Source organism: Pseudomonas sp. NY15181, assembly GCF_048068055.1.
Taxonomy (GTDB): domain Bacteria; phylum Pseudomonadota; class Gammaproteobacteria; order Pseudomonadales; family Pseudomonadaceae; genus Pseudomonas.
In genome coordinates this window covers 40,325-62,175 of sequence record NZ_JBLUPT010000018.1, presented here as the reverse complement: position 1 = coordinate 62,175, position 21,851 = coordinate 40,325, and the positions used below count along the sequence as shown (strand labels likewise).

General features: G+C 66.4%; 21 protein-coding genes. 5 read left to right on the top strand and 16 right to left on the bottom strand.

The annotated features are described in order from the left end of the window. From ACNFBT_RS26705 to ACNFBT_RS26630, 16 genes are all read right to left on the bottom strand, one after another. Positions 1-176: hypothetical protein (locus tag ACNFBT_RS26705; RefSeq protein WP_416753791.1), on the bottom strand; the 176-nt coding region annotated here is incomplete at its 3' end. A gap of 740 nt (positions 177-916) precedes the next feature. Further along, entirely contained in the window at positions 917-2,611 is a 1,695-nt protein-coding gene (locus ACNFBT_RS26700) for a NahK/ErcS family hybrid sensor histidine kinase/response regulator (protein WP_416753787.1), read from the bottom strand. Further along, positions 2,595-3,758, bottom strand: coding sequence for an alcohol dehydrogenase-like regulatory protein ErcA (ercA, locus tag ACNFBT_RS26695; RefSeq protein ID WP_416753786.1), 1,164 nt, complete (start codon positions 3,756-3,758; stop codon positions 2,595-2,597). Before ercA ends, ACNFBT_RS26700 begins: the two co-directional genes overlap by 17 nt. A gap of 85 nt (positions 3,759-3,843) precedes the next feature. Beyond that, the gene (locus ACNFBT_RS26690; RefSeq protein ID WP_416753784.1) at positions 3,844-5,628 is read right to left on the bottom strand and encodes an alpha/beta hydrolase family protein; all 1,785 of its coding nucleotides are present in this window, start codon (positions 5,626-5,628) and stop codon (positions 3,844-3,846) included. Positions 5,629-5,630: 2 nt separating this feature from the next. Next, positions 5,631-6,779: a pyrroloquinoline quinone biosynthesis protein PqqE gene (gene pqqE, locus ACNFBT_RS26685; RefSeq protein ID WP_416753782.1), complete on the bottom strand. Its 1,149-nt coding sequence runs from the start codon at positions 6,777-6,779 to the stop codon at positions 5,631-5,633. After that, positions 6,751-7,029 (bottom strand): pyrroloquinoline quinone biosynthesis peptide chaperone PqqD, encoded by a 279-nt coding sequence (pqqD, locus tag ACNFBT_RS26680; protein WP_017518379.1) that lies wholly within the window; start codon positions 7,027-7,029, stop codon positions 6,751-6,753. The genes pqqE and pqqD overlap by 29 nt, the downstream gene beginning before the upstream one ends. Further along, positions 7,029-7,778 carry a pyrroloquinoline-quinone synthase PqqC gene (gene pqqC / locus ACNFBT_RS26675; RefSeq protein ID WP_416753780.1) on the bottom strand — a complete coding sequence of 250 codons (750 nt, stop codon included), beginning with the start codon at positions 7,776-7,778 and terminating at the stop codon, positions 7,029-7,031. The genes pqqD and pqqC overlap by 1 nt, the downstream gene beginning before the upstream one ends. 13 nt (positions 7,779-7,791) lie before the next feature. Continuing rightward, positions 7,792-8,706, bottom strand: a complete 915-nt coding sequence (gene pqqB / locus ACNFBT_RS26670) for a pyrroloquinoline quinone biosynthesis protein PqqB (RefSeq protein ID WP_416753778.1) — start codon at positions 8,704-8,706, stop codon at positions 7,792-7,794. A 47-nt stretch (positions 8,707-8,753) separates the two neighbouring features. Continuing rightward, positions 8,754-8,825: a pyrroloquinoline quinone precursor peptide PqqA gene (gene pqqA / locus ACNFBT_RS26665; protein ID WP_003106462.1), complete on the bottom strand. Its 72-nt coding sequence runs from the start codon at positions 8,823-8,825 to the stop codon at positions 8,754-8,756. 513 nt (positions 8,826-9,338) lie between these two features. Further along, positions 9,339-10,859, bottom strand: coding sequence for an aldehyde dehydrogenase family protein (locus ACNFBT_RS26660; protein WP_416753776.1), 1,521 nt, complete (start codon positions 10,857-10,859; stop codon positions 9,339-9,341). Positions 10,860-11,183: 324 nt separating this feature from the next. Then, a complete protein-coding gene (locus tag ACNFBT_RS26655) occupies positions 11,184-12,956 on the bottom strand; it encodes a methanol/ethanol family PQQ-dependent dehydrogenase (protein WP_416753774.1) in 1,773 nt (590 codons plus the stop codon). 469 nt (positions 12,957-13,425) lie between these two features. Beyond that, positions 13,426-14,355 (bottom strand): quinoprotein relay system zinc metallohydrolase 1, encoded by a 930-nt coding sequence (locus ACNFBT_RS26650; RefSeq protein ID WP_416753772.1) that lies wholly within the window; start codon positions 14,353-14,355, stop codon positions 13,426-13,428. A gap of 26 nt (positions 14,356-14,381) precedes the next feature. After that, positions 14,382-15,131, bottom strand: a complete 750-nt coding sequence (locus tag ACNFBT_RS26645) for a quinoprotein dehydrogenase-associated SoxYZ-like carrier (protein WP_416753770.1) — start codon at positions 15,129-15,131, stop codon at positions 14,382-14,384. Positions 15,132-15,141: 10 nt separating this feature from the next. Continuing rightward, complete coding sequence (locus tag ACNFBT_RS26640; protein WP_416753768.1) at positions 15,142-16,041, bottom strand: substrate-binding periplasmic protein; 900 nt, start codon at positions 16,039-16,041, stop codon at positions 15,142-15,144. A gap of 5 nt (positions 16,042-16,046) precedes the next feature. Next, positions 16,047-16,484: a cytochrome c-550 PedF gene (gene pedF / locus ACNFBT_RS26635; RefSeq protein WP_371227749.1), complete on the bottom strand. Its 438-nt coding sequence runs from the start codon at positions 16,482-16,484 to the stop codon at positions 16,047-16,049. Between the two features lie 610 nt (positions 16,485-17,094). Further along, positions 17,095-17,244, bottom strand: coding sequence for a hypothetical protein (locus ACNFBT_RS26630; protein WP_416753767.1), 150 nt, complete (start codon positions 17,242-17,244; stop codon positions 17,095-17,097). A gap of 169 nt (positions 17,245-17,413) precedes the next feature. On the opposite strand from ACNFBT_RS26630, the gene ACNFBT_RS26625 reads away from it, so the two are divergent. The 5 genes from ACNFBT_RS26625 to ACNFBT_RS26605 all read left to right on the top strand — a co-directional run bounded on the left by ACNFBT_RS26625 (position 17,414) and on the right by ACNFBT_RS26605 (position 21,850). Further along, positions 17,414-18,616: an ABC transporter substrate-binding protein gene (locus ACNFBT_RS26625; RefSeq protein WP_416753765.1), complete on the top strand. Its 1,203-nt coding sequence runs from the start codon at positions 17,414-17,416 to the stop codon at positions 18,614-18,616. Continuing rightward, entirely contained in the window at positions 18,613-19,626 is a 1,014-nt protein-coding gene (locus tag ACNFBT_RS26620) for a YVTN family beta-propeller repeat protein (protein ID WP_416753790.1), read from the top strand. The genes ACNFBT_RS26625 and ACNFBT_RS26620 overlap by 4 nt, the downstream gene beginning before the upstream one ends. Continuing rightward, positions 19,623-20,354 (top strand): ABC transporter ATP-binding protein, encoded by a 732-nt coding sequence (locus tag ACNFBT_RS26615; RefSeq protein ID WP_416753764.1) that lies wholly within the window; start codon positions 19,623-19,625, stop codon positions 20,352-20,354. Before ACNFBT_RS26620 ends, ACNFBT_RS26615 begins: the two co-directional genes overlap by 4 nt. Continuing rightward, positions 20,351-21,169 carry an ABC transporter permease gene (locus tag ACNFBT_RS26610; RefSeq protein WP_416753763.1) on the top strand — a complete coding sequence of 273 codons (819 nt, stop codon included), beginning with the start codon at positions 20,351-20,353 and terminating at the stop codon, positions 21,167-21,169. Before ACNFBT_RS26615 ends, ACNFBT_RS26610 begins: the two co-directional genes overlap by 4 nt. Positions 21,170-21,274: 105 nt before the next feature. Beyond that, a complete protein-coding gene (locus ACNFBT_RS26605) occupies positions 21,275-21,850 on the top strand; it encodes a PQQ-dependent catabolism-associated CXXCW motif protein (RefSeq protein ID WP_416753761.1) in 576 nt (191 codons plus the stop codon). The last annotated feature ends 1 nt before the right edge of the window (position 21,851 follow it).

Genomic DNA, 21,851 nt, shown 5'->3' with positions numbered 1-21,851 from the left:
GCGCGGCCGATGCCGCCGTACACCACCAGCTCCTTCGGGTTTTCAGCCACCTCCGGGTCGAGGTTGTTCATCAGCATGCGCAGCGGGGCTTCGGTGAGCCAGCTCTTGGCAGTCAGCTGGTTGCCGCGCGGGGCGCGGATTTCGACGTCGCGGAATTTGGTCACGGGAGGCTCCATCGGTAGCTCAGGCTCGGGAAGCTCAGGGCGGCTTCGGGCAATTCGTTGAAAGGTTCTGGCTGTAAGGAGAGGCGCTTGGAATCGTCATGTATAAGCTTGTATGCACAAGTATAAGCAAACAGGAGGCCAATCCGGTTCGAGCGCTCCCGGAGATCATTGATAATGCAATTAACCTATTGATTGGTTTGAATTTAATTTCAATTAATGGCAAGTCAGAGGGTCGAATAGCCCCACTACCTGCCTTCAGAGCCATGCACTAGAAAGGGGCTGCCCTGCACCTTTTCGTAGCAATCGGTAACACCGTACGTTACGAATAAATGCAGGTTGTATAAAAAAGAAGGAGGGAGAGAGGTTGCCGGAGAAAAGGAAGGGGCACGAATGCGTAGGATGATGGCGGAATACGGCCCACCAGGGGGGCACGCGCCAGATGAATCAGTGTCTGCTTCGGGGCGGAAATGGCTTCTTCATTACCGCCAACGGTCATGAAGAAGCCTTCCAGTAATGATTAAGACCTCTGCTCTCGAATCACTCAAAAAGATGCCGTGCACGCGTGGCAACGGCCTTCGCTGAAAGCTGACGCTGAGCAACGGCAGTAGCGCTTTCATGCCGATCTCCTGGTTGCAGCCAGCGCTCCTTGCCGGTGCGTCGTTTGCAGTAATCCAGTTTCATCCACAACGAACGGCCGGATTACCGAACTGTTGGTAGAGCAGCTTGGGCGGCAGGTTCCGTGCGCCCTCCCCCTACCCTTGCAGCAACGAACTCAGCACCGCCCTCAGCTTCCCCGGGCGTACCGGCTTGTTCAGCAGCGGGATGTCCAGCCGTTGCAGTGCCCGCCGGCACTCGTCGCTGCGGTCGGCGGTGATCATCACCGCGGGGATATGGATCGCGAACTTCTCGCGCAACGCCTTCACGACCTGGCAGCCGGTGAGGCCGTAGTCCAGGTGGTAGTCGGCGACGATGATGTCCGGCGCCCTGGAATCCAGGGTGGCCACGGCGGATTCCAGGTCCGTCGCCGTCAGGATGTCGCAGCCCCATTGGCCCAGCAGTGCGGACATGCTGTAGAGAATGGCCTCTTCATTGTCGATCACCAGGAGGCGTCTGCCCGGCAGCGGGTCGCCGATACCGGGGCGAGGCGTACTGGGTGCGGGTTGATGGACCGGCAGATCGCCAGCCAGAGGGACTTCGATGGCGAACAGCGAGCCGCGCCCCAGGGTCGAACGCACCTCGACCGTGCAGCCCAGCAGGCCGGCGATGCGATCGACGATCGCCAGGCCCAGGCCGACGCCCTGGCGCTCGGCGGCACGGCCGACATCGAGCTGGTTGAACTCGCGGAAGATCGCCTGCAGTTGGTCCGCGGGAATCCCCCGCCCGGTGTCCCAGACCTCCAGGCGCACGCTGTCGCCGCGTCGACGTGCCGCCAACAGCACGCCGCCGCGCTGGGTGTAGCGGCAGGCGTTGCTGAGGAAGTTACGCAGGATGCGCGAGACCAGGTGGGCGTCGGTGCGTACGCGCAGGTCGGGAATGCGCGCGCGCAGTTGCAGGCCGGAGGCACGCGCCACGCTGTCGAACTCCGAGGCCAGCGGGCCGAGCAGTTCGTCGAGGTTCAGAGATTCCGGCTCGGCGCGGATCGCGCTCTGGTCCAGGCGGGAGATTTCCAGCAGGTCGCTGAGCAGGTTTTCCGCGCCTTCCAGCGCCTGATGGGTGCGCTCCACCAGTTGCCGCTCGGATGTCGGAAGTTGCCGCTCGCGCAGGGTCGAGAGCAGCAGGCGCGCGGCATTCAGGGGTTGCAGCAGGTCGTGGCTGGCCGCCGCCAGGTACTTGTCCTTGGACAGGTTGGCCGCCTCGGCCGCGTCGCGAGCCTCGCGCAGTTGCTGGTTGAGCGTCTCCAATTCGCGGGTGCGGGTGGTGACGCGCTGTTCCAGCTCCTCGTTGAGGCTCTGCAGGCGCTGCTGGGCCTGGACGCGTTCGGTGATGTCGGCGACGAAGCCTTCCACCAGCCCTTCTTCGTCCGGTTTCAGCAACAGGTTCATCAATACGTCGACGTGGCTGCCGTCGCGTCGGCGCAGGCGCGTCTCGTAGCCGAACAGCCCGCCCTGCTCGCGCAGCAAGGTGCGGATGCGGCGCATCTCGCCCTCCCCGCCGACGAACAGCTGGCTGGCCATGTCCTGCAGATTCCACAGCACCTGCTGCGGGTCTTCGTAGCCGAGCATATGCGCCAGGGCCGGGTTGGCGGCGCGCAGGCCCTGGCTCAGGCTGGCCTGGAAGATGCCGTGGACGGCGTTCTCGAACAGCCATTTATAGCGGTTGCGCTCGGTTTCCAGCTCGTCCAGGCGCGCCACCAGTTCGGGATAATGGCTCTTGCGCGCGGAGTGGCTGCCCAGCCCGAGCAGCCCGGCCAGGGCCTGTTGCTGCTGCTCGTCAGAGGGCCTCGCCATACACCACCTCGACATCGCGCAGGCTGGACTCGCGAGGGTTGGTGAGGATGCACGGGTCCTGCATCGCGTGGCGCGACAGGAAGGGAATGTCCGAGCTGCCCACGCCGTGCAGGCCGAGGCTCTCGTGGAAGCCCACGGCATTCTTGAAGGCGATCAGGTGCTCCACCAATCGCTGGCGGATCTGCGCGTGGGTCATGCCACGGCAGTCGATGCCGAAGGTCTCGGCGATCACCTTGAAGCGCTCCGGCGCGGCGCTGTAGTTGAACGCCACCACGTGCTCCACCAGCACCGCGTTGCACAGCCCGTGCGGCAGATCGAGGTAGCCGCCGAGGCTGTGAGACATCGCGTGCACCGCCCCAAGGATGGCATTGGAGAACGCCAGCCCCGCCTGCATGCTGCCCAGCATGATTTTCTCGCGCAGGGCGATGTCCGCCGGGTTGGCGATCATCTGCACCAGGTTGCCGTTGATCAGGCGCATCGCCTCCAGGGCGTGGGGGTCGGTGAGTGGGCCGTGGCCAGTGGAGACGAAGGCTTCGATGGCGTGCACCAGGGCGTCGATGCCGGTGCAGGCGGAGAGGAACGGGTCCATGGTCAGGGTGGTTTCCGGGTCGATCAGCGACACGTCGGGCACCACCGCCTTGCTGACGATGGAGAACTTCATCCGCTCGTCCTGGTTGGAGATGATCACGAACTGCGAAACGTCCGCCGATGTGCCGGCGGTGGTCGGGATCAGGATCAGCGGCGGGCTGGGCACGCGCAGGGTGTCCACGCCTTCGAACTCGAGGATGTTGCGCCCGTGGGCGGCGACGATGCCGATGCCCTTGGCGCAGTCCATGGGGCTGCCGCCGCCGACCGCGACAATCACGTTGCAGCCCTGGCTGCGGTAGAAGTCGGCGCCGCGCATCACCTCTTCCACGCGCGGGTTGGGCGAAACGTCGGTGTAGCGGCAGAAGGGAATGTCCTGGGCGGCCAGGCTGGCCTCGATGTCGGCGACCCAGCCGGCGGCGAGTACACCGGGGTCCGACACCACCAGGACCTTGCGGGCGCCGAAGGTTTTCACGTAATTGGCGACATTGTGCCGGCATCCGGCACCGAAAATGATTTCAGGCGAGACGAATTTGCGCAGTTGGCTGAGCTCGTGGGACATCGGGGGCTCTGTCGTTATTGTTATGGGATATTTCCGGCAGCCTACTGCATCCGTCAGGTATTGCAATGCGACCTTGGCAGACGGTTCAGACAGCCAGCAGCGCCTGGTAGAAACGCCACTCCGCCTCCAGCGCATGGGCGAGATTGGCGCCCTGGCGGAAGCCGTGACGCTCCCCGGCGTATCGATGCACTTCCACCGGTACGCCACGCTGGCGCAGGCTTTCGACCATGGCGTCGGTCTGCGCCGGCACCACCACCGCGTCCAGCTCGCCCTGGAAGAAGATCACCGGGGCGTGGATATGCGCGGCCAGCAGCACTGGCGTGCGCTCGCGGTAGCGCTCGGCATCCTGTTGCGGGTCGCCGATCAGCCAGTCCAGGTAATCCGCCTCGAACTTGTGGGTCACCCGCGCCAGTGCCTGCGGATCGCTCACGCCATAGAGACTGGCGCCGCCACGCAGACCCGGCAGGCGCGCCAGGGCCATCAGCGCGCTGTAGCCACCGGCGCTGGAACCGCGCACGAAAACCCGTTGGCGGTCGATGCGCCCAGCCTGGGCGAGGAAGTCCAGCGCCGCGCCGATGTCTTCCACTTCCACCTGCCCCCAGCCCAGGTGCAGGCGTTCACGGTAGGCGCGTCCGTAGCCGCTGCTGCCCCGGTAATTGATATCGGCCACGGCAAAGCCTCGGCGGGTCCAGAACTGGATGCGCCCGTCGAACACCGGATAGCTGGCCGAGGTCGGGCCGCCGTGCAGGAACACCACCAGCGGCGGCGTGGTTTCGTTCCCGTGGGGCGGATAGAAGAAACCATGGCCGCACTCATCCTCACCCACCGCGTAGTGGAAGGCTTCGCCACGGGACAGGTTGGCTTCCGCCAGCGGTTGCTCGCCGCCAGCCAGCACCTGGGTTGAGCCATCCACCCGGCGGATCGCCAGTAGCGTCGGCAAGCGGTCCGGCGCGGCGGCGATGCAATAGAAGTGGCGCTCATCCGCCGCCAGGCAACGGAAGCGGCTGTACTCCGGGGCCAACCGGCGTTCACCGCCACGCCCGTCGTAGAGCACCAGCGCGCCACGCCCTTCTTCGTAACGGGTAGCCAGCAGACTGCCGCCGGCCAGCGGCAGGAAGGTGCACCCGCCCAGTTGCCAGGGCGCGCTGGCGTGGTCCGCCGCCGCAACCGGCAAGGCACCCTGCCCTTCGTGGTACGGCTGCCAGTAGCCATCGCGGTCGCTCAGCCAGTGCAGTTGACCGTTCCCGGCAAACCGCGGCTGCTGGATGGATTCGTGGCCGGACTGCCCGGCGAGGCAACGTTGCTCGCCGGCGAAGGCTTCGCACAGGCGGGTCCGCGTCCACGGCTGATGCGGGCGATCCCATTCCACCCAGGCGATGCGCTCGGCTCGGCTGTCGGCAACGGGCGAAGCATAGAAGTCCGCGCCCTCGGCAATCACCCGGCGGCGCCCGTCGGCATCCAGGCGAACGATACGGTGGCGCGCACCACCCTCCTCCTCCACCGCCAGCAGCGCGTTCCAGGCGGCGACGTAGTGCAGATCGCCGTAGCGGCAGTCGTCGCGCCGGGTGATCGGCCGGGGCTCGCCCCCCAGGCGCAGCCAGCGCACCTGCTGGTCACCCTCTTCCACCCAGGCCACGCCGTCGCCCGTGGCGCAGCAGGAGCCGCCGCCATACTCGTAGACACGGCTGCGCACCGAAGCGCCGGGCGGAGTCAGCTCGCGGGTCTGCCCTTCACGGCGCAGGAACAGCCGGCAGCGTGCGCTGGCGGGGTCGAAGGCGGCCCAAAGCAGGCCGCCGTGGGCAACGTGCAGCTCGGCGAAGTCCCCGGCGGCGGCTACCGCGCGTTCGGCGCTCCAGTCGTCGCGTTCCACGCTCAGGCCTTGCAGATCAGCTGCGAGGCGCGCTCGTTGCGCCAGGTCAGTTGGTCCAGGGCCAACGGCGCCTCCTCGGCCTCGCGGCGGGCGTCGAGGATCATCCCGTGATGGGCGGACTTCGCGCACACCGGATCGGTTGCCTCGGCATCGCCGGTGAGCATGAAGGCCTGGCAGCGGCAGCCGCCGAAGTCGCGTTCCTTCTCGTCGCAGGAGCGGCACGGCTCGGGCATCCACGAATCGCCCCGGAATCGGTTGAAGCCGAACGACTCGTACCAGATGTGCTGCAGGCTGTGCTCGCGCACATTGGGGAATTTCACCGGCAGTTGCCGCGCGCTGTGGCATGGCAGCGCGGTGCCGTCCGGCGTGACGTCGAGGAACACGCTGCCCCAGCCGCCCATGCAGGCCTTGGGGCGCTCCTCGTAGTAATCGGGCACCACGAAGATCAGCTTGCACGGGTTGCCTTCGGCGGCCAGGCGCTCGCGATACTCGGCGGTGATGCGTTCGGCGCGTTGCAGTTGCTCGCGGGTCGGCAGGAGCCCGGCGCGGTTCAGCTCGGCCCAGCCGTAGAACTGGCAGGTGGCGAGCTCGACGAAGTCGGCCTCCAGTTCAATGCACAGCTCGATGATGCGGTCGATCTTGTCGATGTTGTGCCGGTGGGTGACGAAGTTGAGCACCATCGGATAACCGTGGGCTTTCACCGCGCGGGCCATGGCGAGCTTCTGGGCGAAGGCCTTGCGCGAGCCGGCGAGCAGATTGTTCACCTCCTCGTCGGCGGCCTGGAAGCTGATCTGGATATGGTCCAGCCCCGCATCGGCGAACTCCTTCAGGCGCTGCTCGTTGAGCCCGATGCCGGAGGTGATCAGGTTGGTGTAGAAGCCCAGCCCGCGCGCGGCGGCGATCAGCTCGGCGAGGTCCTGGCGCACCAGCGGCTCGCCGCCGGAAAAGCCCAGCTGCGCCGCGCCCAGCTCGCGGGCCTGGCGGAACACCTCGATCCACTGGGCGGTGCTCAGTTCCTCGCCGCTCTTGGCGAAGTCCAGCGGGTTGGAGCAGTACGGACACTGCAGCGGGCAGCGGTAGGTCAGCTCGGCCAGTAGCCAGAGCGGCGGGCCCACCGGCGCCTCAGCGCAGCTCGATCCAGAATTGAGCATGGGCCACCTCGAGGAATGCCAGGATGTCTTCGTCGATGCCCGGCACGCCGGGGAAATCGGCGCGCAGGCCGTCGATGATGCCGGCGACGTCGGCTTGCCCGTCGACACGGCCAAGGATCGCCCCGGCGCTGTCGTTGAGCTTCACCATCCCTTCAGGATAGAGCAGCACGTGGCAGCCCTGGGCCGGCTCGAATTGCAGGCGGAAGCCCCGGCGCAATGCCGGCACGCTGTCCAGCGAAGGCAGACTCATCACAGCAACCCCCTGTGCCATACGCGCTCGGTCGTCACCGTGTGGTACGGCGGGCGCTCCAGTTCATAGGCCATGCTCATCGCGTCGAGCATGCTCCAGAGCACGTCGAGCTTGAATTGCAGGATTTCCAGCATGCGCTCCTGGGCCTCGCGGGTGCGGTAGTGTTCCAGGGTGATGCGCAGGCCGTGCTCGACGTCGCGGCGCGCCTGGGACAGGCGCTTGCGGAAGTAGTCGTAGCCGGTGGCGTCGATCCACGGGTAGTGCTGCGGCCAGCTGTCCAGGCGCGACTGGTGGATCTGCGGGGCGAACAGCTCGGTGAGCGAGCTGCTGGCCGCTTCCTGCCAGCTGGCGCGGCGGGCGAAGTTGACGTAGGCGTCCACCGCGAAGCGCACGCCGGGCAGCACCAGTTCCTGGGACAGCACCTGTTCGCGGTCCAGCCCCACGGCTTCGGCCAGGCGCAGCCAGGCCTCGATGCCGCCCTCCTCGCCGGGCGCACCGTCGTGGTCGAGAATGCGCTGCAGCCACTCGCGGCGCACGTCGCGGTCCGGGCAATTGGCGAGGATCGCCGCATCCTTGAGCGGGATGTTCACCTGGTAGTAGAAACGGTTGGCCACCCAGCCCTGGATCTGCTCGCGGGTGGCGCGGCCTTCGTACATGGCCACGTGGTACGGGTGGAAGATGTGGTAGCAGGCGCCCTTGGCGCGCAGCGCCTGCTCGAAATCGGCGGGGCTCATGGCTTCGCGGGTCATCGCGGCTCCCCTTTTAAAGGAAGATGTTCATGGCATCGAACGCGACCTCGATGCCGTGCGCGTCCAGTTCGGCGCGTTCGGGCGAGGCGATGTCGAGGATGGGATTGGTGTTGTTGATGTGGATGAGCACCTTGCGTGGCCCAGCGATGTCGTCGAGTACTTCGATCATGCCGCCGGGGCCGCTCTGGGCCAGGTGGCCCATCTCGCTGCCGAGCTTGTCGCCCACCTCACAGACGCGCATCTCGTCGTCGCGCCAGAGCGTGCCGTCCACCAGCAGGCAATCGGCGCGGCGCATCCAGTGCAGCAGATCGTCGTCCACCTGGCCCAGGCCGGGTGCGTAGAACAGCTTCCCGCCGGTGGAGAGGTCCTCGACGAACAGGCCGATGTTGTCGCCCGGATGCGGGTTGCCCCGGTGCGGCGAATACGGCGGCGCGCTGCTGCGCAGGGCGATGGCGGTGATGCGCAGGCCCGGGCAGGCGGGGATGCTGAAAGGCTCGGCATCCAGCGCAATGAGGTTGTGCTTCAGCCCTCCATTCCAGTGCGACAGCATGGGGAACAGCGGAAAGCCGGTGGACAGGTCCTGGTGGACCATCTCGGTGCACCACACCTCGTGCGGGCAGCCTTCGCGCAGACTGAGCAGGCCGGTGGTGTGGTCGATCTGGCTGTCCAGCAGGACGATGGCGGCAATCGCCGAATCGCGCAGCCGCCGCGCCGGCTGCAGCGCCGGGAAGGACGCCAGCTGGGCGCGGATGTCGGGCGAGGCATTGCAGAGAATCCAGTTCTCGCCATCGTCGGACAGCGCGATGGACGACTGGGTGCGCGGCTGCGCGATCACGCTGCCGTCGCGTACGCCGTGGCAGTTGCGGCAGTTGCAGTTCCACTGGGGAAAGCCGCCACCGGCGGCCGACCCGAGAATTCGGATGTGCATGACAGTGCCCCGTGGGCAGGGGCCCCGGCGGACCGGGGCCGAGTGGATCAGCGGTTGGCGAAGTACAGGGTCACTTCGAAGCCAAGGCGCAGGTCGGTGAAGCTAGGCTTGGTCCACATGGGTCTGTCCTCTTGTTTTAGGGATGTCTTTCGGGCATCGCACCGGTTGTTCCGGTAGGTCGAGTTAATCACCAGGGGCAGAGAGGCCGAATGATACTTTCGAAGGAGATTCCCCCCTGATTTGGTAGTGAGTGCGGGCCCCGCCGCGTAGGGCATACAACCGTTCGCGGTGGTACGCCGTTAAACCATAGTCCGCCGCAGCCGCCTTGATCGACTTCGGGGGCCCTGAAACCCGGCGGTTCGCGAGCAAGCTCGCTCCTACAGAGGGCGACACGGTGCTTTTCGTAGGAGCGAGCTTGCTCGCGAACAAAGCGTCATCGAGAAAAAAGAAAACGCGACCGGGGTCGCGTTCGACGAAGACCGTCGCCCGAGGAAGTGGGCACGGAAGCGGACGGCCGCCCGAACGGGCGCGTCGAGACAAGGGATGCCCGGCCGGCGGGCACACCGGAGGTGGGAACCGGCGAGCCCGATGGGGGGAAGGCTCGCCGGCGTGCTGCTCGGATCAGCCGGGGATCAGAAGAAGCCCAGCGGGTTGATGTCGTAGCTCACCAGCAGGTTCTTGGTCTGCTGGTAGTGGTCGAGCATCATCTTGTGGGTTTCGCGACCGACGCCGGACTTCTTGTAGCCACCGAAGGCAGCGTGCGCCGGGTACAGGTGGTAGCAGTTGGTCCACACGCGGCCGGACTGGATGCCACGACCCATGCGCCAGGCGCGGTTGATGTCGCGGGTCCAGACGCCGGCGCCGAGGCCGAACTCGGTGTCGTTGGCGATGGCCAGGGCTTCGGCTTCGTCCTTGAAGGTGGTCACGCCCACCACCGGGCCGAAGATTTCCTCCTGGAACACGCGCATGCCGTTGTGGCCTTTGAGCAGGGTCGGCTGGATGTAGTAACCGCTGGCCAGGTCACCGGCCAGGCGCTCGCTGGAACCACCGGCGAGCAACTCGGCGCCTTCGTTCTGGGCGATGTCGAGGTAGGACAGGATCTTCTCGTACTGCTGCTGCGAAGCCTGGGCGCCGACCATGGTTTCGGTGTCCAGCGGGTTGCCGCGCTTGATCGCCTTGATCTTCTTCATCACCTCGGCCATGAACGGCTCGAAGATCGACTCCTGCACCAGCGCCCGCGACGGGCAGGTGCACACCTCGCCCTGGTTGAAGAAGGCCAGCACCAGGCCCTCGGCGGCTTTCTCGATGAAGGCCGGCTCGGCCTGCATGATGTCCTCGAAGAAGATGTTCGGGCTCTTGCCGCCCAGCTCGACGGTGGACGGGATGATGTTCTCCGCCGCGCAATGGAGGATGTGCGAACCGACCGGGGTCGAGCCTGTAAAGGCGATCTTGGCGATGCGCTTGCTGGTGGCCAGCGCCTGTCCCGCTTCCTTGCCGAAGCCCTGGACGATGTTCAGCACGCCCGGCGGCAGCAGGTCGCCGACGATCTCGGCCAGCAGCATGATCGACAGCGGAGTCTGCTCGGCCGGCTTGATCACCACGCAGTTGCCAGCGGCCAGCGCCGGGGCGAGTTTCCACGCGGCCATCAGCAGCGGGAAGTTCCACGGGATGATCTGCCCGACCACGCCCAGCGGTTCGTGGATGTGGTAGGCGACGGTGTTCTCGTTGATCTCGGCGGCGCCGCCTTCCTGGGCGCGGATGCAGCCGGCGTAGTAACGGAAGTGGTCGGCGGCCAGCGGCACGTCGGCGTTCAGGGTTTCGCGCACGGCCTTGCCGTTGTCCCAGGTCTCGGCGACGGCGAGCTGCTCCAGGTTCTGTTCGATGCGGTCGGCGATCTTCAGCAGGATCAGCGCGCGGTCCTGCACCGAGGTGCGGCCCCAGGCATCGGCGGCGGCGTGGGCGGCGTCCAGTGCGCGCTCGATGTCTTCGGCGGTGGAACGCGGGAATTCGGCGATGACTTCGCCGTTCACCGGCGAGGTGTTGCTGAAGTACTGGCCCAGCACCGGGGCGACGAACTCGCCGCCGATGTAGTTGCCGTAGCGCGGCTTGAGGGTGACGACGGCACCGGGGGTTCCGGGTGGGGCGTAGATCATGGGGATGCTCTCCTGTCAGGTCCCGGCCTCCATCGGCCAGGTGATGGAGCGATCTTAGGCAGCGCCCTTCCCTGCCCGGAATGCACCCATGGGAGCGGTGGGTTACTCATTTGGTAGTAGATGCAGAACGACGCCGAAGGTGGCCCTACAACCTGCGACTTATCCAAGTGCATTCCTGGCAGTACGGATTCCGCCGCGGGGGACTTCGCGGCGAAATCCGTTCCAACCGGAACACTCCGGCGCATTGCGCCAGCTGCGCCAACAGACGCTTCAAAAACAAAGGGCCGACTCAACGGCCGGCCCCCTGCTCACCTCACAGCAACATCACTTCTTCGCCACCAGATCCTTCGGCAGCTTGAAGGTCCAGATCATCCCGCCCTGGTCCAGGTCCTTGATCCGCTTGGCCACCTCGCCACCCCACAGCGGCACCGCGCCCCCCCAGCCGGACAGCACGGTCACGTACTGCTCGCCGTCCATTTCCCAGGTGATGGGCGAAGCGATCACACCCGAGCCGGTGTTGAACTCGTAGAGCTTCTTGCCCGACTTGGCGTCGAACGCCATCAGGTAGCCCTCGGGGTTGCCGGTGAACACCAGGTTGCCGTGGGTCGCCAGTACGCCGCCCCACAGCGGCGCGTAGTTCTCGTAGCGCCAGACCTGCTTGCCGGTCTTCGGGTCGATGGCACGCAGCACGCCGATGTACTTCTCGTTCAGCGGCTTGATGGTGAAGCCCGCGCCGAGGTACGCCGCGCCTTTCTTGTAGGCGATGTTCTCGTTCCACATGTCCATGCCCCACTCGTTGGACGGCACGTAGAACAACCCGGTGTCCTGGCTGTAGGCCATGGGCATCCAGTTCTTGCCGCCAAGGAAGGACGGCGAGACGAACACGGACGAACCCTTCTCGGTGCCCTGCCCCGGCGCGCCCGGGCGGTGGGCGTCGTCGTAGACCGGACGGCCGTCTTTATCCAGCCCCTTGGCCCAGGTCACCTTGTCGACGAAGGGGAAGCCACGGATGAACTTGCCGTTGGTGCGGTCCAGCACGTAGAAGAAGCCGTTGCGGTCGGCGGTGGCGGCGGCCTGCACGGTCTTGCCGCCGTCCTTGTAGTCGAAGGACACCAGCTCGTTCACGCCGTCGAAGTCCCAGCCGTCGTGCGGGGTGGTCTGGAAGTGCCACTTGATCGAGCCGTCCTCCGGGTTCAGCGCCAGGCGCGACGAGGAGAACAGGTTGTCGCCCGGGCGCAGGTGCGAGTTCCACGGCGACGGGTTGCCGGTGCCGATGAACAGCGAGTCGGTGCTCGGGTCGTAGTAGCCGCCCAGCCAGGGCGCGGCGCCGCCGGTCTTCCACAGGTCGCCCGGCCAGGTCTTGCCTGCCTCGCCGCCGGAGATGCCGTTCTCCACGGCTTTGCCGTCCTTGTAGACGTAGCCCATGTGGCCTTCCACGGTCGGCCGGCTCCACAGCAGCTCGCCGTTGGTGGGGTTATAGGCCTCGATCTTGCCGACCACGCCGAACTCGCCGCCGGCCACGCCGGTGATCAGCTTGCCCTTGGCGATCAGCGGCGCGGCGGAGATGGAATAACCGGCCTTGTAGTCGGCCACGGTCTTCTTCCACACCACCTTGCCGGTGTCCTTGTTCAGGGCGACCAGCTTGGCGTCGAGGGTGCCGAAGATCACCAGATCGCCGTACAGGGCCACGCCGCGGTTGATCACGTCACAGCAGGGCATGATGCCGTCGGGCAGGCGCGCATCGTACTGCCACAGTTTGCGCCCGGTGCGCGCATCCACCGCGAAGACCCGCGAGTAGGAGGCGGTGACGTACATCACGCCGTCCTTGATCAGCGGTTGCGCCTGCTGGCCGCGCTGCTTCTCGCCGCCGAAGGACAGCGCCCACACCGGCCGCAGTTCCTTCACGTTGTCGCTGTTCAACGTGTTCAGCGGGCTGAAACGCTGGCCCTGCTGGTTGATGCCGTTGACCACGACCTGGTCGGTGCGCTTGGCGGAATCACTGATGTCCTGGTCGGTAACCCCGGCGTGGGCGCCCAGGGTGGCCAGGCTGATGGCGGTGAACAGCACGGTGCGGGCGAAAGGTTGAAGCTGTCTCATGGCGTGCGCCTCTGCGATTGTTGTTGTGCCCGGGAAAGTTTCCCGGTCTGTCGCAGATTCTTGGTTTGGGCCTCAGCGCCAACAATTGAACGCAGTGCCGAATTTTCTAGTTCCTTGGTAGCAATACCGGGCTGCGCGGCACGAAATTCGGGACTTGCGTAGGAGCGCAGAGGGTGGATGTCCCCTTGTTGGAGCGAGCTTGCTCGCGAACCGGATTGACCGGCGGTCATGGTGCCTGGATGAGCTCGGCGACCCTCACCCCAACCCTCTCCCAGAGGGAGAGGGAGCCGTTCGGCGCGAAGGGCGGACACAGGAGTTCATCCTGCTGGAAGGTTCGCGAGCAAGCTCGCTCCTACAACAAGATCGGGTCGGAGCGCCCATCAGCAAGGCGGCTCCAGACAGCCCCCTCTCCCTCCGGGAGAGGTTGGGGTGAGGGCATGGCCCGTGCGCCGGAACATCCGAGAACGCTTTACGGCTCGTCAACCCGCGGCAAAGCCTTCTGCTCATACCGCGGATAGAGATGGCTGACGCTGCGGATCAGCTCATAGCGCGTCAGGCTGACCCCGGCGAAACGATCGGGGATCGGCGTACGCAACAGGTCGTTCATGTCCGCGCCCTGGGCAATACCGTCGCGCATCACGCTGTCCAGCCAACCGAGGTAATCACGCATCTGTGCGAATGGCGCGGCATCCGTGGCGATGGGACCGTGGCCAGGGACGATCAGCTTCCACGGAAGCTTCTGCAAGGTGTCGAGATCACCCAGCCACACGTCCAGCCCCGGACTGTTCGGCGTGGTCAGCGCACGCTGGTAGAACACGATATCGCCAGCGAACAGCACGCCGGTGGTCTCGTCGAGGATGGCCAGGTCCGCACCGGTATGCCCGCGCAATCCCACCAGGCGGAATCGGTGGCTGCCCATCTGGAATGTACCCGGCTCCACCGCCTCGGTGGGCAGCACCACTTCCGTACCGCGCATCCAGTCCCCCACCAGGCGGTACATGTTCTCCGCCATGGCGTTGCCCTGCTCTTTTAGCAGCTTGCTGGTGCCGGCCAGCGCGCCGATGGGCACGTCGGTGAAAGCCTGGTTGCCCAGCACATGGTCGGGATGATGATGGGTCAGCAGCACGCGCTTCACTGGCTTGCCGGTGGTCTGCTGGATCAGCGCCCGCAGGGCTTCGCCGTAGCGCCGCGAAGGACCGGTATCGATCACCAGCACGCCGTCGCCGGTGTCGATGAAGGCGACGTTGACGATGGCGCCGCCATTGTCCTTGCCGAAGTTGTCGGTGCTGCCTTCCACCAGCCAGGTGCCGTCGGCGATACGCCTGGGTTGAAGGTGGTACTGCAGGTCGGCCAGTGCCGGCAGGCACAGGCAGGCCAGGGCGATCAGGAGGAAACGCATGGGCACCTCGTTAGCGCAGTGCGGCGTCAGCGCAGAGCGGCCTGGAATTGGTTGCCGTTGTTGTCGTGCAGCCAGAGTTCGGTGTGCGGATGGCCGCGCACCTCGAAGGTGAAGGTGGGGTTCTCGCTCACCGCCGGGAACAGATCCAGTCGCGCGAAGACTTCCCCACCCGGCCCGCGCAACTCGGCGTGGTCGAGGTAGAACTCGGGGATGCCGCCGACCAGGCCGTTGTCCATCGGGTGCGACACCGACAGGCGCACGCGGCTGTACTCGCCCCTGGGGTAAGCGCCGCCATGCACCTGACCGAGTCGGTCTTCCCAGCCCGGTTGCGCACGCACCACGCTGGGTGCGGTGCAGCCGCCACCGGCAGCATCGATCCAGGCCGAACCGACGTGCCAGACACCCTTCTCGTCCCGCAGCGCGGCGCGGATCGGCGTGGCCTGCTCGATGCGGATGCGCACCGCCAGCAGCGGTTCCAGGTGCTCGCCAGGATAGAGCGTCAGCACATGGGGAATCGGGTTCAGCTCGGCCCACAGCAGCAGGCGGTCGAAGCGACCCGGCAGTGCGCGGGCGTCCACTTCCACCGGCACCTGCCGGGAATCTTCGGCGAACGGCGGGACTCCCAGCTTGACGCGCTCGTCAAAGACATAGGGCTCGCCGTTCAGCAGCCGCTTGTGGTGGTAGTCCCACATTACCGAGGGCATCGGGTCGCCCTCCACCGCCGCTGCCAGCAGCGGCAGCGCGCACATCCCGAGCAATACGTGGCGCCTGTGCATCCTGTTTCCCTCACTGCACGTCCTGATAGAGCCCCGGCAGTTCGTAGCGCACGCCGTAGGCCGCGTAGAGCTTTTCCATCTCGCCGCTGCGCACCAGCTCCTCCAGCTCGCCGTCCAGGGCGTTGGAGAGCTGACGATTGCTCTCGTGCACCGCCATGCCGATGTCCCACTCGGGCTGGCCGAGGTTGGGGTAGGTGTTCTCGGCATTCTTCAGGTGTAAATCGGCGGCCTGGGCGCGCATCCAGTCCAGTTCGCCGCGAAGGGCCATCACCGCGTCCACCTTGCCCGCGCGCATGCCGTCGAAAGCCGCCTGGGTGCTCGGGAAATGCACCGTCATGCGGCTGAGCTGGCCGCCCAGCACCGAGGTCAGGTAGAAGGACGGCACGCTGTCCAGTTCGACGCCGATGGGGTGTTCACGGAAGGCCGCGATGGTGTCCACCTTCGGCAGCCGGCGGTCGTCGTTGACCACCTGCCAGCGCTCGCGCTGGTAGGGGCCGAACATCACCACCTGTTCGTTGGCGAATTCGCCGACATCGTTGCGCCGGTTGGCGTATTCGCGGTCGTAGGGCACCCGCAGCATGACGTCGGCAACCACGCCGGGGCGCAGGTAATGCCCCTTCCAGATGAAGTTGCGCAGGTCGTCGTCCAGGCGCTCCCCCGGGGTGACCCAGAGGAATTCCGCGCGCATGCCCAATCCGCTGGCCAGGCGCGTCGCCAGGTCGATGTCGATGCCGCGCGGCTGCCCGCCCTGCATGAAGCTGTAGGGCGGGAAGTTCTCGTACACGGCCACCCGCAGCACGCCGCTGGCGACCATGTCCTCGTAGGGGCGGACCCCGGCCTGCGCCTGTCCCAGCAGCAGGCACAGGACCAGGCTCAGAATTAGCCGGGGCAGCAGGCTGGGCAGGCGCATGGCGGTCACTCTTCCACGTGCACGCTGTCCAGGTAGGTGCGGATGGCCCAGAGCCCTTCCTGGCTGATGTAGTCGGCCATCTTCGGCATGTACACGGCGCCATCGCGCACCGCGCCGTTGATCACCCGCTCCTTGAACCACTCGTCACCCTCGGCGCCGACGTCGAGCTTGCGCAGGTCGGGGGCGATGCCGCCGGACTTGGCTTCCAGGCCGTGGCAGCGGGCACAGTTCTGGTTGTAGGCCGAAGCGCCGATTTCCACTGCCTTGGCGTGGTTGGCGTAGGGTTCGCGATAGGGGTTGGTGTCGCGCCATTCCTTGCCCAGAGGTTCCAGCCCCGTGGTATCCACCGCCTGGGGCGTCACATTGCCGTGGGACAGGGCCAGACCCGAGGTACCCAGGCCAGCCAGCAACAGCAGGCCGCACAGCACGTTCTTGTTGTTCATCACTTCATCCTCTCATCGAGATGCTTGGCAAGGCTCGGTGCCCGGAGCGGCGACCGTGATGACGATGGTAAGAACGCTTGCCCGTGGGCCGAATCCTGCTTTGGGTGATGCCGCCTACTCCCTTCGTACTAGGGCGGCGGGAGGCCAGGGGCTGAAGAGGAGCGATTGTCTTCGCGACCGTAGGGCGTACAACCGTTCGCGGTTGTACGCCGATACGCCTCGCCATCCAGCAGACTCCGGGGTTAAGCCCGGAGCGCCCTCGAACCCAGGTCAAACGGCGTATAACGCGGAGCGTTATACGCCCTACGCTCCAGGAGAGTCGGTGCCTGCGATCCCTTCTCCCGCGTGCGGGCGAGGCGGGCTCTTGATCTCGTAGGAGCAACTGTCTTCTTGTGGGGGAGTCCGTGCCGATGCATCCCCCTCACCCCAGCCCTCTCCCTCAGGGAGAGGGAGCAGTCCGAGCCGACTGACGCCAAGGTTTCATGCTGCGCCGAACGGTCCCCTCTCCCTCTGAGCGGGGCGCGCAGCCAGGGCTAGGGTGAGGGCCAACCCGAGCGCAGATATATCTAGTAGGAGCGCATTGATCCGCGATGCTTTTCCGCGCCCGCGGCTAAGGCGCACCGCGACAGTTGTCGGCACACCCCAACGGAGCATGCCGCTCGACTGGGCTGGGATAGCTGTTGCGGGCATAGAGGAAATCGAAGCCGAGCAGGCTGAGCATCAACAGGATCGGCAGGACGAGCGTGACGGCGATACGCATGGCGACCTTTCTCTTCTTGGTTCTTGTCGGGCCATCCTAGGTCGCGGGCGCGGCGCGCAACCTACTACCTTGGTACTGCCTCAACGGTACTTTCTGCATATTTGCCGCGCCCCGGGCGATTCCTATGCTGGCCGCACAACAACAAGCCGCATCGAAAAAGGAATCGCCCATGCGCCAGTTCATCCTGCACGGTGTGGCCTACCTGCTCGCGCTGGCCTGCGCCGCAACGCTCAGTCTCGGCGTCCGCGCCGAGGAAGCGCCTGCCCTGGAGATCCGCATCGGCTACCTGGGCTACACGCCCGACCCCGGCCCACTGCTCTCCAACGTCATCCCCGAGCCCACCGACGCAGGCCTGCGCGGCGCGGAGCTGGCGATCACCGACAGCAACAGCACCGGGCGCTTCCTCAAGCATCGCTACAGCCTGGAAGCCGCCAGCACCGATACGCCGGAAAAGCTGCTCGCCGAAGCCAGGCGCCTGCACGACGCCGGGCTGCGCTTGTTCGTGGTCAACGCCCCGGCCGAAACCCTGCGCCAACTGGCCGCCGCGCTGCCGGACAGCGTGCTGTTCAACGCCGGCGCCGCCGATGACGAGCTGCGCGCCAGCCGGTGCGCGCCGAACGTGCTGCACACCCTGCCCAGCCGGCTGATGCTGACCGACGCCCTCACCCAGTTCCTGGTGCTGCGCAAGTGGACGCGCTGGCTGCTGATCGTCGGCCAACGCCCGGAAGACGCCGCCTACGCCAACGCCCTGCGCCGCTCGGCCAAGCGCTTCGGCGCAAAGATAGTCGAGGAGAAACCCTTCACCTTCGCCAACGACCAGCGCCGCAGCGCCCAGGCCGACATGGCGCTGTTCACCCAGTCCGGCGACGACTACGACGCCGTGCTGGTGGCTGACGAACACGGCGACTTCGGCGAATACGTGCCCTACAACACCTGGCTGCCGCGCCCGGTGGCCGGCACCCAGGGGCTGGTCGCCACAGGCTGGCACAAGACCGTGGAAACCTACGGCGCCGCGCAGTTGCAGAAGCGCTTCGAGGAGCACGCCGGGCGCTGGATGAACGACCGCGACTTCGCCGCCTGGATTGCCGTGCGCAGCATCGCCAGCGCGGTCACTCGCCTGCGCGATGCCGATCCCATGGCGATCCGCAAGCTGTCGCTCTCCCCCGACCTGCCGCTGGACGGCTTCAAGGGCTACAAGCTCGGCTTTCGCCCCTGGGACGGTCAGCTGCGCCAGCCGATCCCGCTGGTGCAACCGCGCGCCCTGGTCAGCACCTCGCCCCAGGAAGGCTTCCTGCACCCCGCCAGCGAACTCGACAGCCTCGGCCTCGACGCACCGGAAAGCCAGTGCCACCTCGCCGACGCCCAGCCATAAGAAGACCGCCCATGAGGACCGCCGCCATGCCCTGCCCCGCCCTGCCCCGCCTGCTGGCCCTGGCCTGCCTGGGCGCCGCGCTCTACCAGACGCCACCGGCCATCGCCGCCACCGCCTACGTGTCCAACGAGAAGGACAACAACCTTAGCGTCATCGACCTCGACACGATGACGGTCACCGGCACCATCGACACCGGCAAGCGCCCGCGCGGCCTGGCGCTGTCCCACGACAACAAGCTGCTGTACATCTGCGCGAGCGATTCCGACACCGTGCAGGTGCTGGACCTGGCCACCCGCAAGATCATCAGGCAGCTACCCTCGGGCGCCGACCCGGAGCAGTTCGCGCTGCACCCCAACGACCGCTGGCTGTACATCTCCAACGAGGACGATGCGCTGGTGACCGTGGTGGACACCCAGACCGCCCAGGTGCTCGGGCAGATCGACGTCGGCGTCGAACCCGAAGGTATGGCGGTGAGCCCGGACGGCAAGTGGGCGGTGAACACCAGCGAAACCACCAACATGCTGCACTGGATCGACAGCTCGACGCAGAAACTGGTGGACAGCACCCTGGTGGACCAGCGTCCGCGCCACGCCGAGTTCACCCACGACGGCTCGCAGGTCTGGGTCTCGGCGGAGATCGGCGGCACCGTCAGTGTGGTGGACACCGCCAGCCGCAAGATCCTCAAGACCCTGCGCTTCGCCATCCAGGGCGTGCACCCGGACAAGGTGCAGCCGGTGGGCGTGAAGTTGACCGACGACGGCAAGACCGCCTTCGTTGCCCTTGGCCCGGCCAACCATGTGGCGGTGGTCGATGCCAAGACCTTCGAGGTGCTCGACTACCTGCTGGTGGGGCGTCGCGTATGGCACCTGGCGTTCACCCCGGATGAGAAGACCTTGCTGGCCACCAATGGCGTCAGCGGCGATGTGTCGGTGATCGACGTGGCCTCGCGCAAGGTCACCAAGTCCATCAAGGTCGGCCGCTATCCCTGGGGCGTGGTGGTGACGCCATGAACGCGCTGACCGTTCGAGACCTCAGTTTCGCCTATGGCCCGCGCCGCGCCCTCGACGGCCTGGACTTCGAGCTGCCCGCCGGTCGATTCACCGCACTGCTGGGCCCCAACGGCGCCGGCAAGTCCACCCTCGTGGCCCTGCTCACCCGTCTCTACGACCTGCAACAGGGCGAGATCGAGGTGCTCGGCTGCAGCCTGCGCCGCCAGCCGCGCCTGGCACTGCGCGAACTGGGCGTGGTGTTCCAGCAGAGCACCCTGGACCTGGACCTGAGCGTGGAGCAGAACCTGCGCTACCACGCCGCCCTGCACGGCCTGCCGCGCAGCGTGGCGAACGAGCGGATCGACGCCGAGCTGGCCCGCCAGCAATTGCAGGAGCGCCGGCGCGACAAGGTCCGCGCCCTCAATGGCGGGCACCGCCGCCGGGTGGAAATCGCCCGCGCCCTGCTGCACCGCCCGCGCCTGCTGCTGCTTGACGAAGCCAGCGTCGGTCTCGACCCGGCGGCACGCCAGGCGCTCAACGAACACGTGCGCCGGCTGTGCCGGGAAGATGGCCTGGCGGTGCTCTGGACTACCCATCTGCTGGATGAAGTGCGCGCCGAGGACGCACTGCTGGTGCTCGATCGCGGCCGCCTCGTTGCCCGTGGCGAAGCTCGCGACATCTGCGCGCCGGACGCAGGCAACCTGGAACGCACTTTCGACCGCCTGACCCGCCTGGAGGCCTGCGCATGAGCGCCCTGGAGAACCCGCGCTTCGGCCCCGCCGCCTACTGGCAGTGCCTGCACGGCATCGTCGTGCGCGAATGGCTGCGCTTCGTCCTGCAGCGCTCGCGCTTCCTCAGCGCGCTGGTGAGGCCGCTGCTCTGGCTGCTGGTGTTCGCCGCCGGTTTCCGCGCCGCGCTGGGCATCTCGATCATCGAGCCGTATGACACCTACGTCACCTACGAGACCTACATAGTGCCGGGGCTGTGCTGCATGATCCTGCTGTTCAATGGCATGCAGGGCTCACTGTCGATGGTCTACGACCGCGAGATGGGCAGCATGCGCGTGCTGCTCACCAGCCCGCTGCCGCGGGCCTTCCTGCTGGCGAGCAAGCTGCTGGCCACCGCCCTGGTGTCGCTGTTGCAGGTCTATGCTTTCCTGCTCATCGCCTGGCTCTATGGCGTGCAGCCGCCCGCCATGGGCTTGCTGCTGGCGCTGCCGGCGCTGCTGCTCGCCGCCCTGCTGCTGGGCGCGCTGGGGCTGTTGCTGTCCAATGGCATCCGCCAGCTGGAGAACTTCGCCGGGGTGATGAACTTCGTCATCTTCCCGTTGTTCTTCCTCTCCTCGGCGCTCTACCCGCTGTGGAAGATGCGCGAGGCCAGCCAGTGGCTGTACTGGCTGTGCGCGCTGAACCCGTTCAGCCACGCCGTGGAGCTGGTGCGCTTCGCCCTCTACGAGCGATTCAACCTGCTGGCCACTGGCGTCTGCCTGGGCCTGACGCTGCTCTTCGCCGGCCTCGCCGTGCTGACCTTCAACCCGCAACACGCGGCGCTGCGCAAGGGGTGAAACCTACTACTTTGGTACTGGTTCGCCCCTCCTGACGTCGAATTTCCAAAGCCGCACAGGTGGCATGTAATGGCCACTACAAAAAGAACGATTAGAGATACCGCCATGCCTCGCCTTGCCACTGCCCTGAATGGCCATGTGAGCGGCTGCCTGTCCGCGTGCCTGCTCAGCCTGGCCCTCGCGCTCCCGACCGCGCAGGCCGACGACGCGCCGCTGTTTTCCGCCGACGGCTACCGCCTGACCCAGTACCGCAGCCCGACACCGCCGTCCGTCGAGCACGCCACCACCCTCGACACCCCTGCCCTGCAGGCACTGCTCAAGCGCGAGCCACGGACCAGGCTGGTGGACGTCTACCGCCGAACCTTCCTCAACGGCCAGTTCGTCGAGGACGAAAAACACCGTAACCTGCCCGGCAGCCTGTGGCTGGCCAATACCGGCAACGGTGTGCTGGAGCCGCAGTGGCAGGCCTACTTCGCCGACAATCTCGCCCGACTGACCGAGGGCGACGCAAGGCGAGCGCTGGTGTTCTACTGCCGTTCCGACTGCTGGCTGAGCTGGAACGCCATCCGCCGGGCGCATGCGCTGGGCTACTCCAGTCTCTACTGGTACCGTGACGGTATCGACGCCTGGGAACAGGCAGGACTGCCCCTGCAGGATGCCCAACCGCAACCCCTTCCGTGAC

Bases quoted from the DNA above. Each gene is read 5' to 3' on its own strand.
- ACNFBT_RS26700 (WP_416753787.1), bottom strand. From the start codon at position 2,611: ATGGCGAGGCCCTCTGACGAGCAGCAGCAACAGGCCCTGGCCGGGCTG.
- ACNFBT_RS26605 (WP_416753761.1), top strand. From the start codon at position 21,275: ATGCCTCGCCTTGCCACTGCCCTGAATGGCCATGTGAGCGGCTGCCTG.
- ACNFBT_RS26655 (WP_416753774.1), bottom strand. From the start codon at position 12,956: ATGAGACAGCTTCAACCTTTCGCCCGCACCGTGCTGTTCACCGCCATC.
- ACNFBT_RS26660 (WP_416753776.1), bottom strand. From the start codon at position 10,859: ATGATCTACGCCCCACCCGGAACCCCCGGTGCCGTCGTCACCCTCAAG.
- ACNFBT_RS26650 (WP_416753772.1), bottom strand. From the start codon at position 14,355: ATGCGTTTCCTCCTGATCGCCCTGGCCTGCCTGTGCCTGCCGGCACTG.
- ACNFBT_RS26645 (WP_416753770.1), bottom strand. From the start codon at position 15,131: ATGCACAGGCGCCACGTATTGCTCGGGATGTGCGCGCTGCCGCTGCTG.
- pqqC (WP_416753780.1), bottom strand. From the start codon at position 7,778: ATGACCCGCGAAGCCATGAGCCCCGCCGATTTCGAGCAGGCGCTGCGC.
- ACNFBT_RS26615 (WP_416753764.1), top strand. From the start codon at position 19,623: ATGAACGCGCTGACCGTTCGAGACCTCAGTTTCGCCTATGGCCCGCGC.
- ACNFBT_RS26625 (WP_416753765.1), top strand. From the start codon at position 17,414: ATGCGCCAGTTCATCCTGCACGGTGTGGCCTACCTGCTCGCGCTGGCC.
- ACNFBT_RS26630 (WP_416753767.1), bottom strand. From the start codon at position 17,244: ATGCGTATCGCCGTCACGCTCGTCCTGCCGATCCTGTTGATGCTCAGC.
- ACNFBT_RS26640 (WP_416753768.1), bottom strand. From the start codon at position 16,041: ATGCGCCTGCCCAGCCTGCTGCCCCGGCTAATTCTGAGCCTGGTCCTG.
- pqqD (WP_017518379.1), bottom strand. From the start codon at position 7,029: ATGAGTCTGCCTTCGCTGGACAGCGTGCCGGCATTGCGCCGGGGCTTC.
- pqqE (WP_416753782.1), bottom strand. From the start codon at position 6,779: ATGCTCAATTCTGGATCGAGCTGCGCTGAGGCGCCGGTGGGCCCGCCG.
- pqqB (WP_416753778.1), bottom strand. From the start codon at position 8,706: ATGCACATCCGAATTCTCGGGTCGGCCGCCGGTGGCGGCTTTCCCCAG.
- pedF (WP_371227749.1), bottom strand. From the start codon at position 16,484: ATGAACAACAAGAACGTGCTGTGCGGCCTGCTGTTGCTGGCTGGCCTG.
- ACNFBT_RS26610 (WP_416753763.1), top strand. From the start codon at position 20,351: ATGAGCGCCCTGGAGAACCCGCGCTTCGGCCCCGCCGCCTACTGGCAG.
- ercA (WP_416753786.1), bottom strand. From the start codon at position 3,758: ATGTCCCACGAGCTCAGCCAACTGCGCAAATTCGTCTCGCCTGAAATC.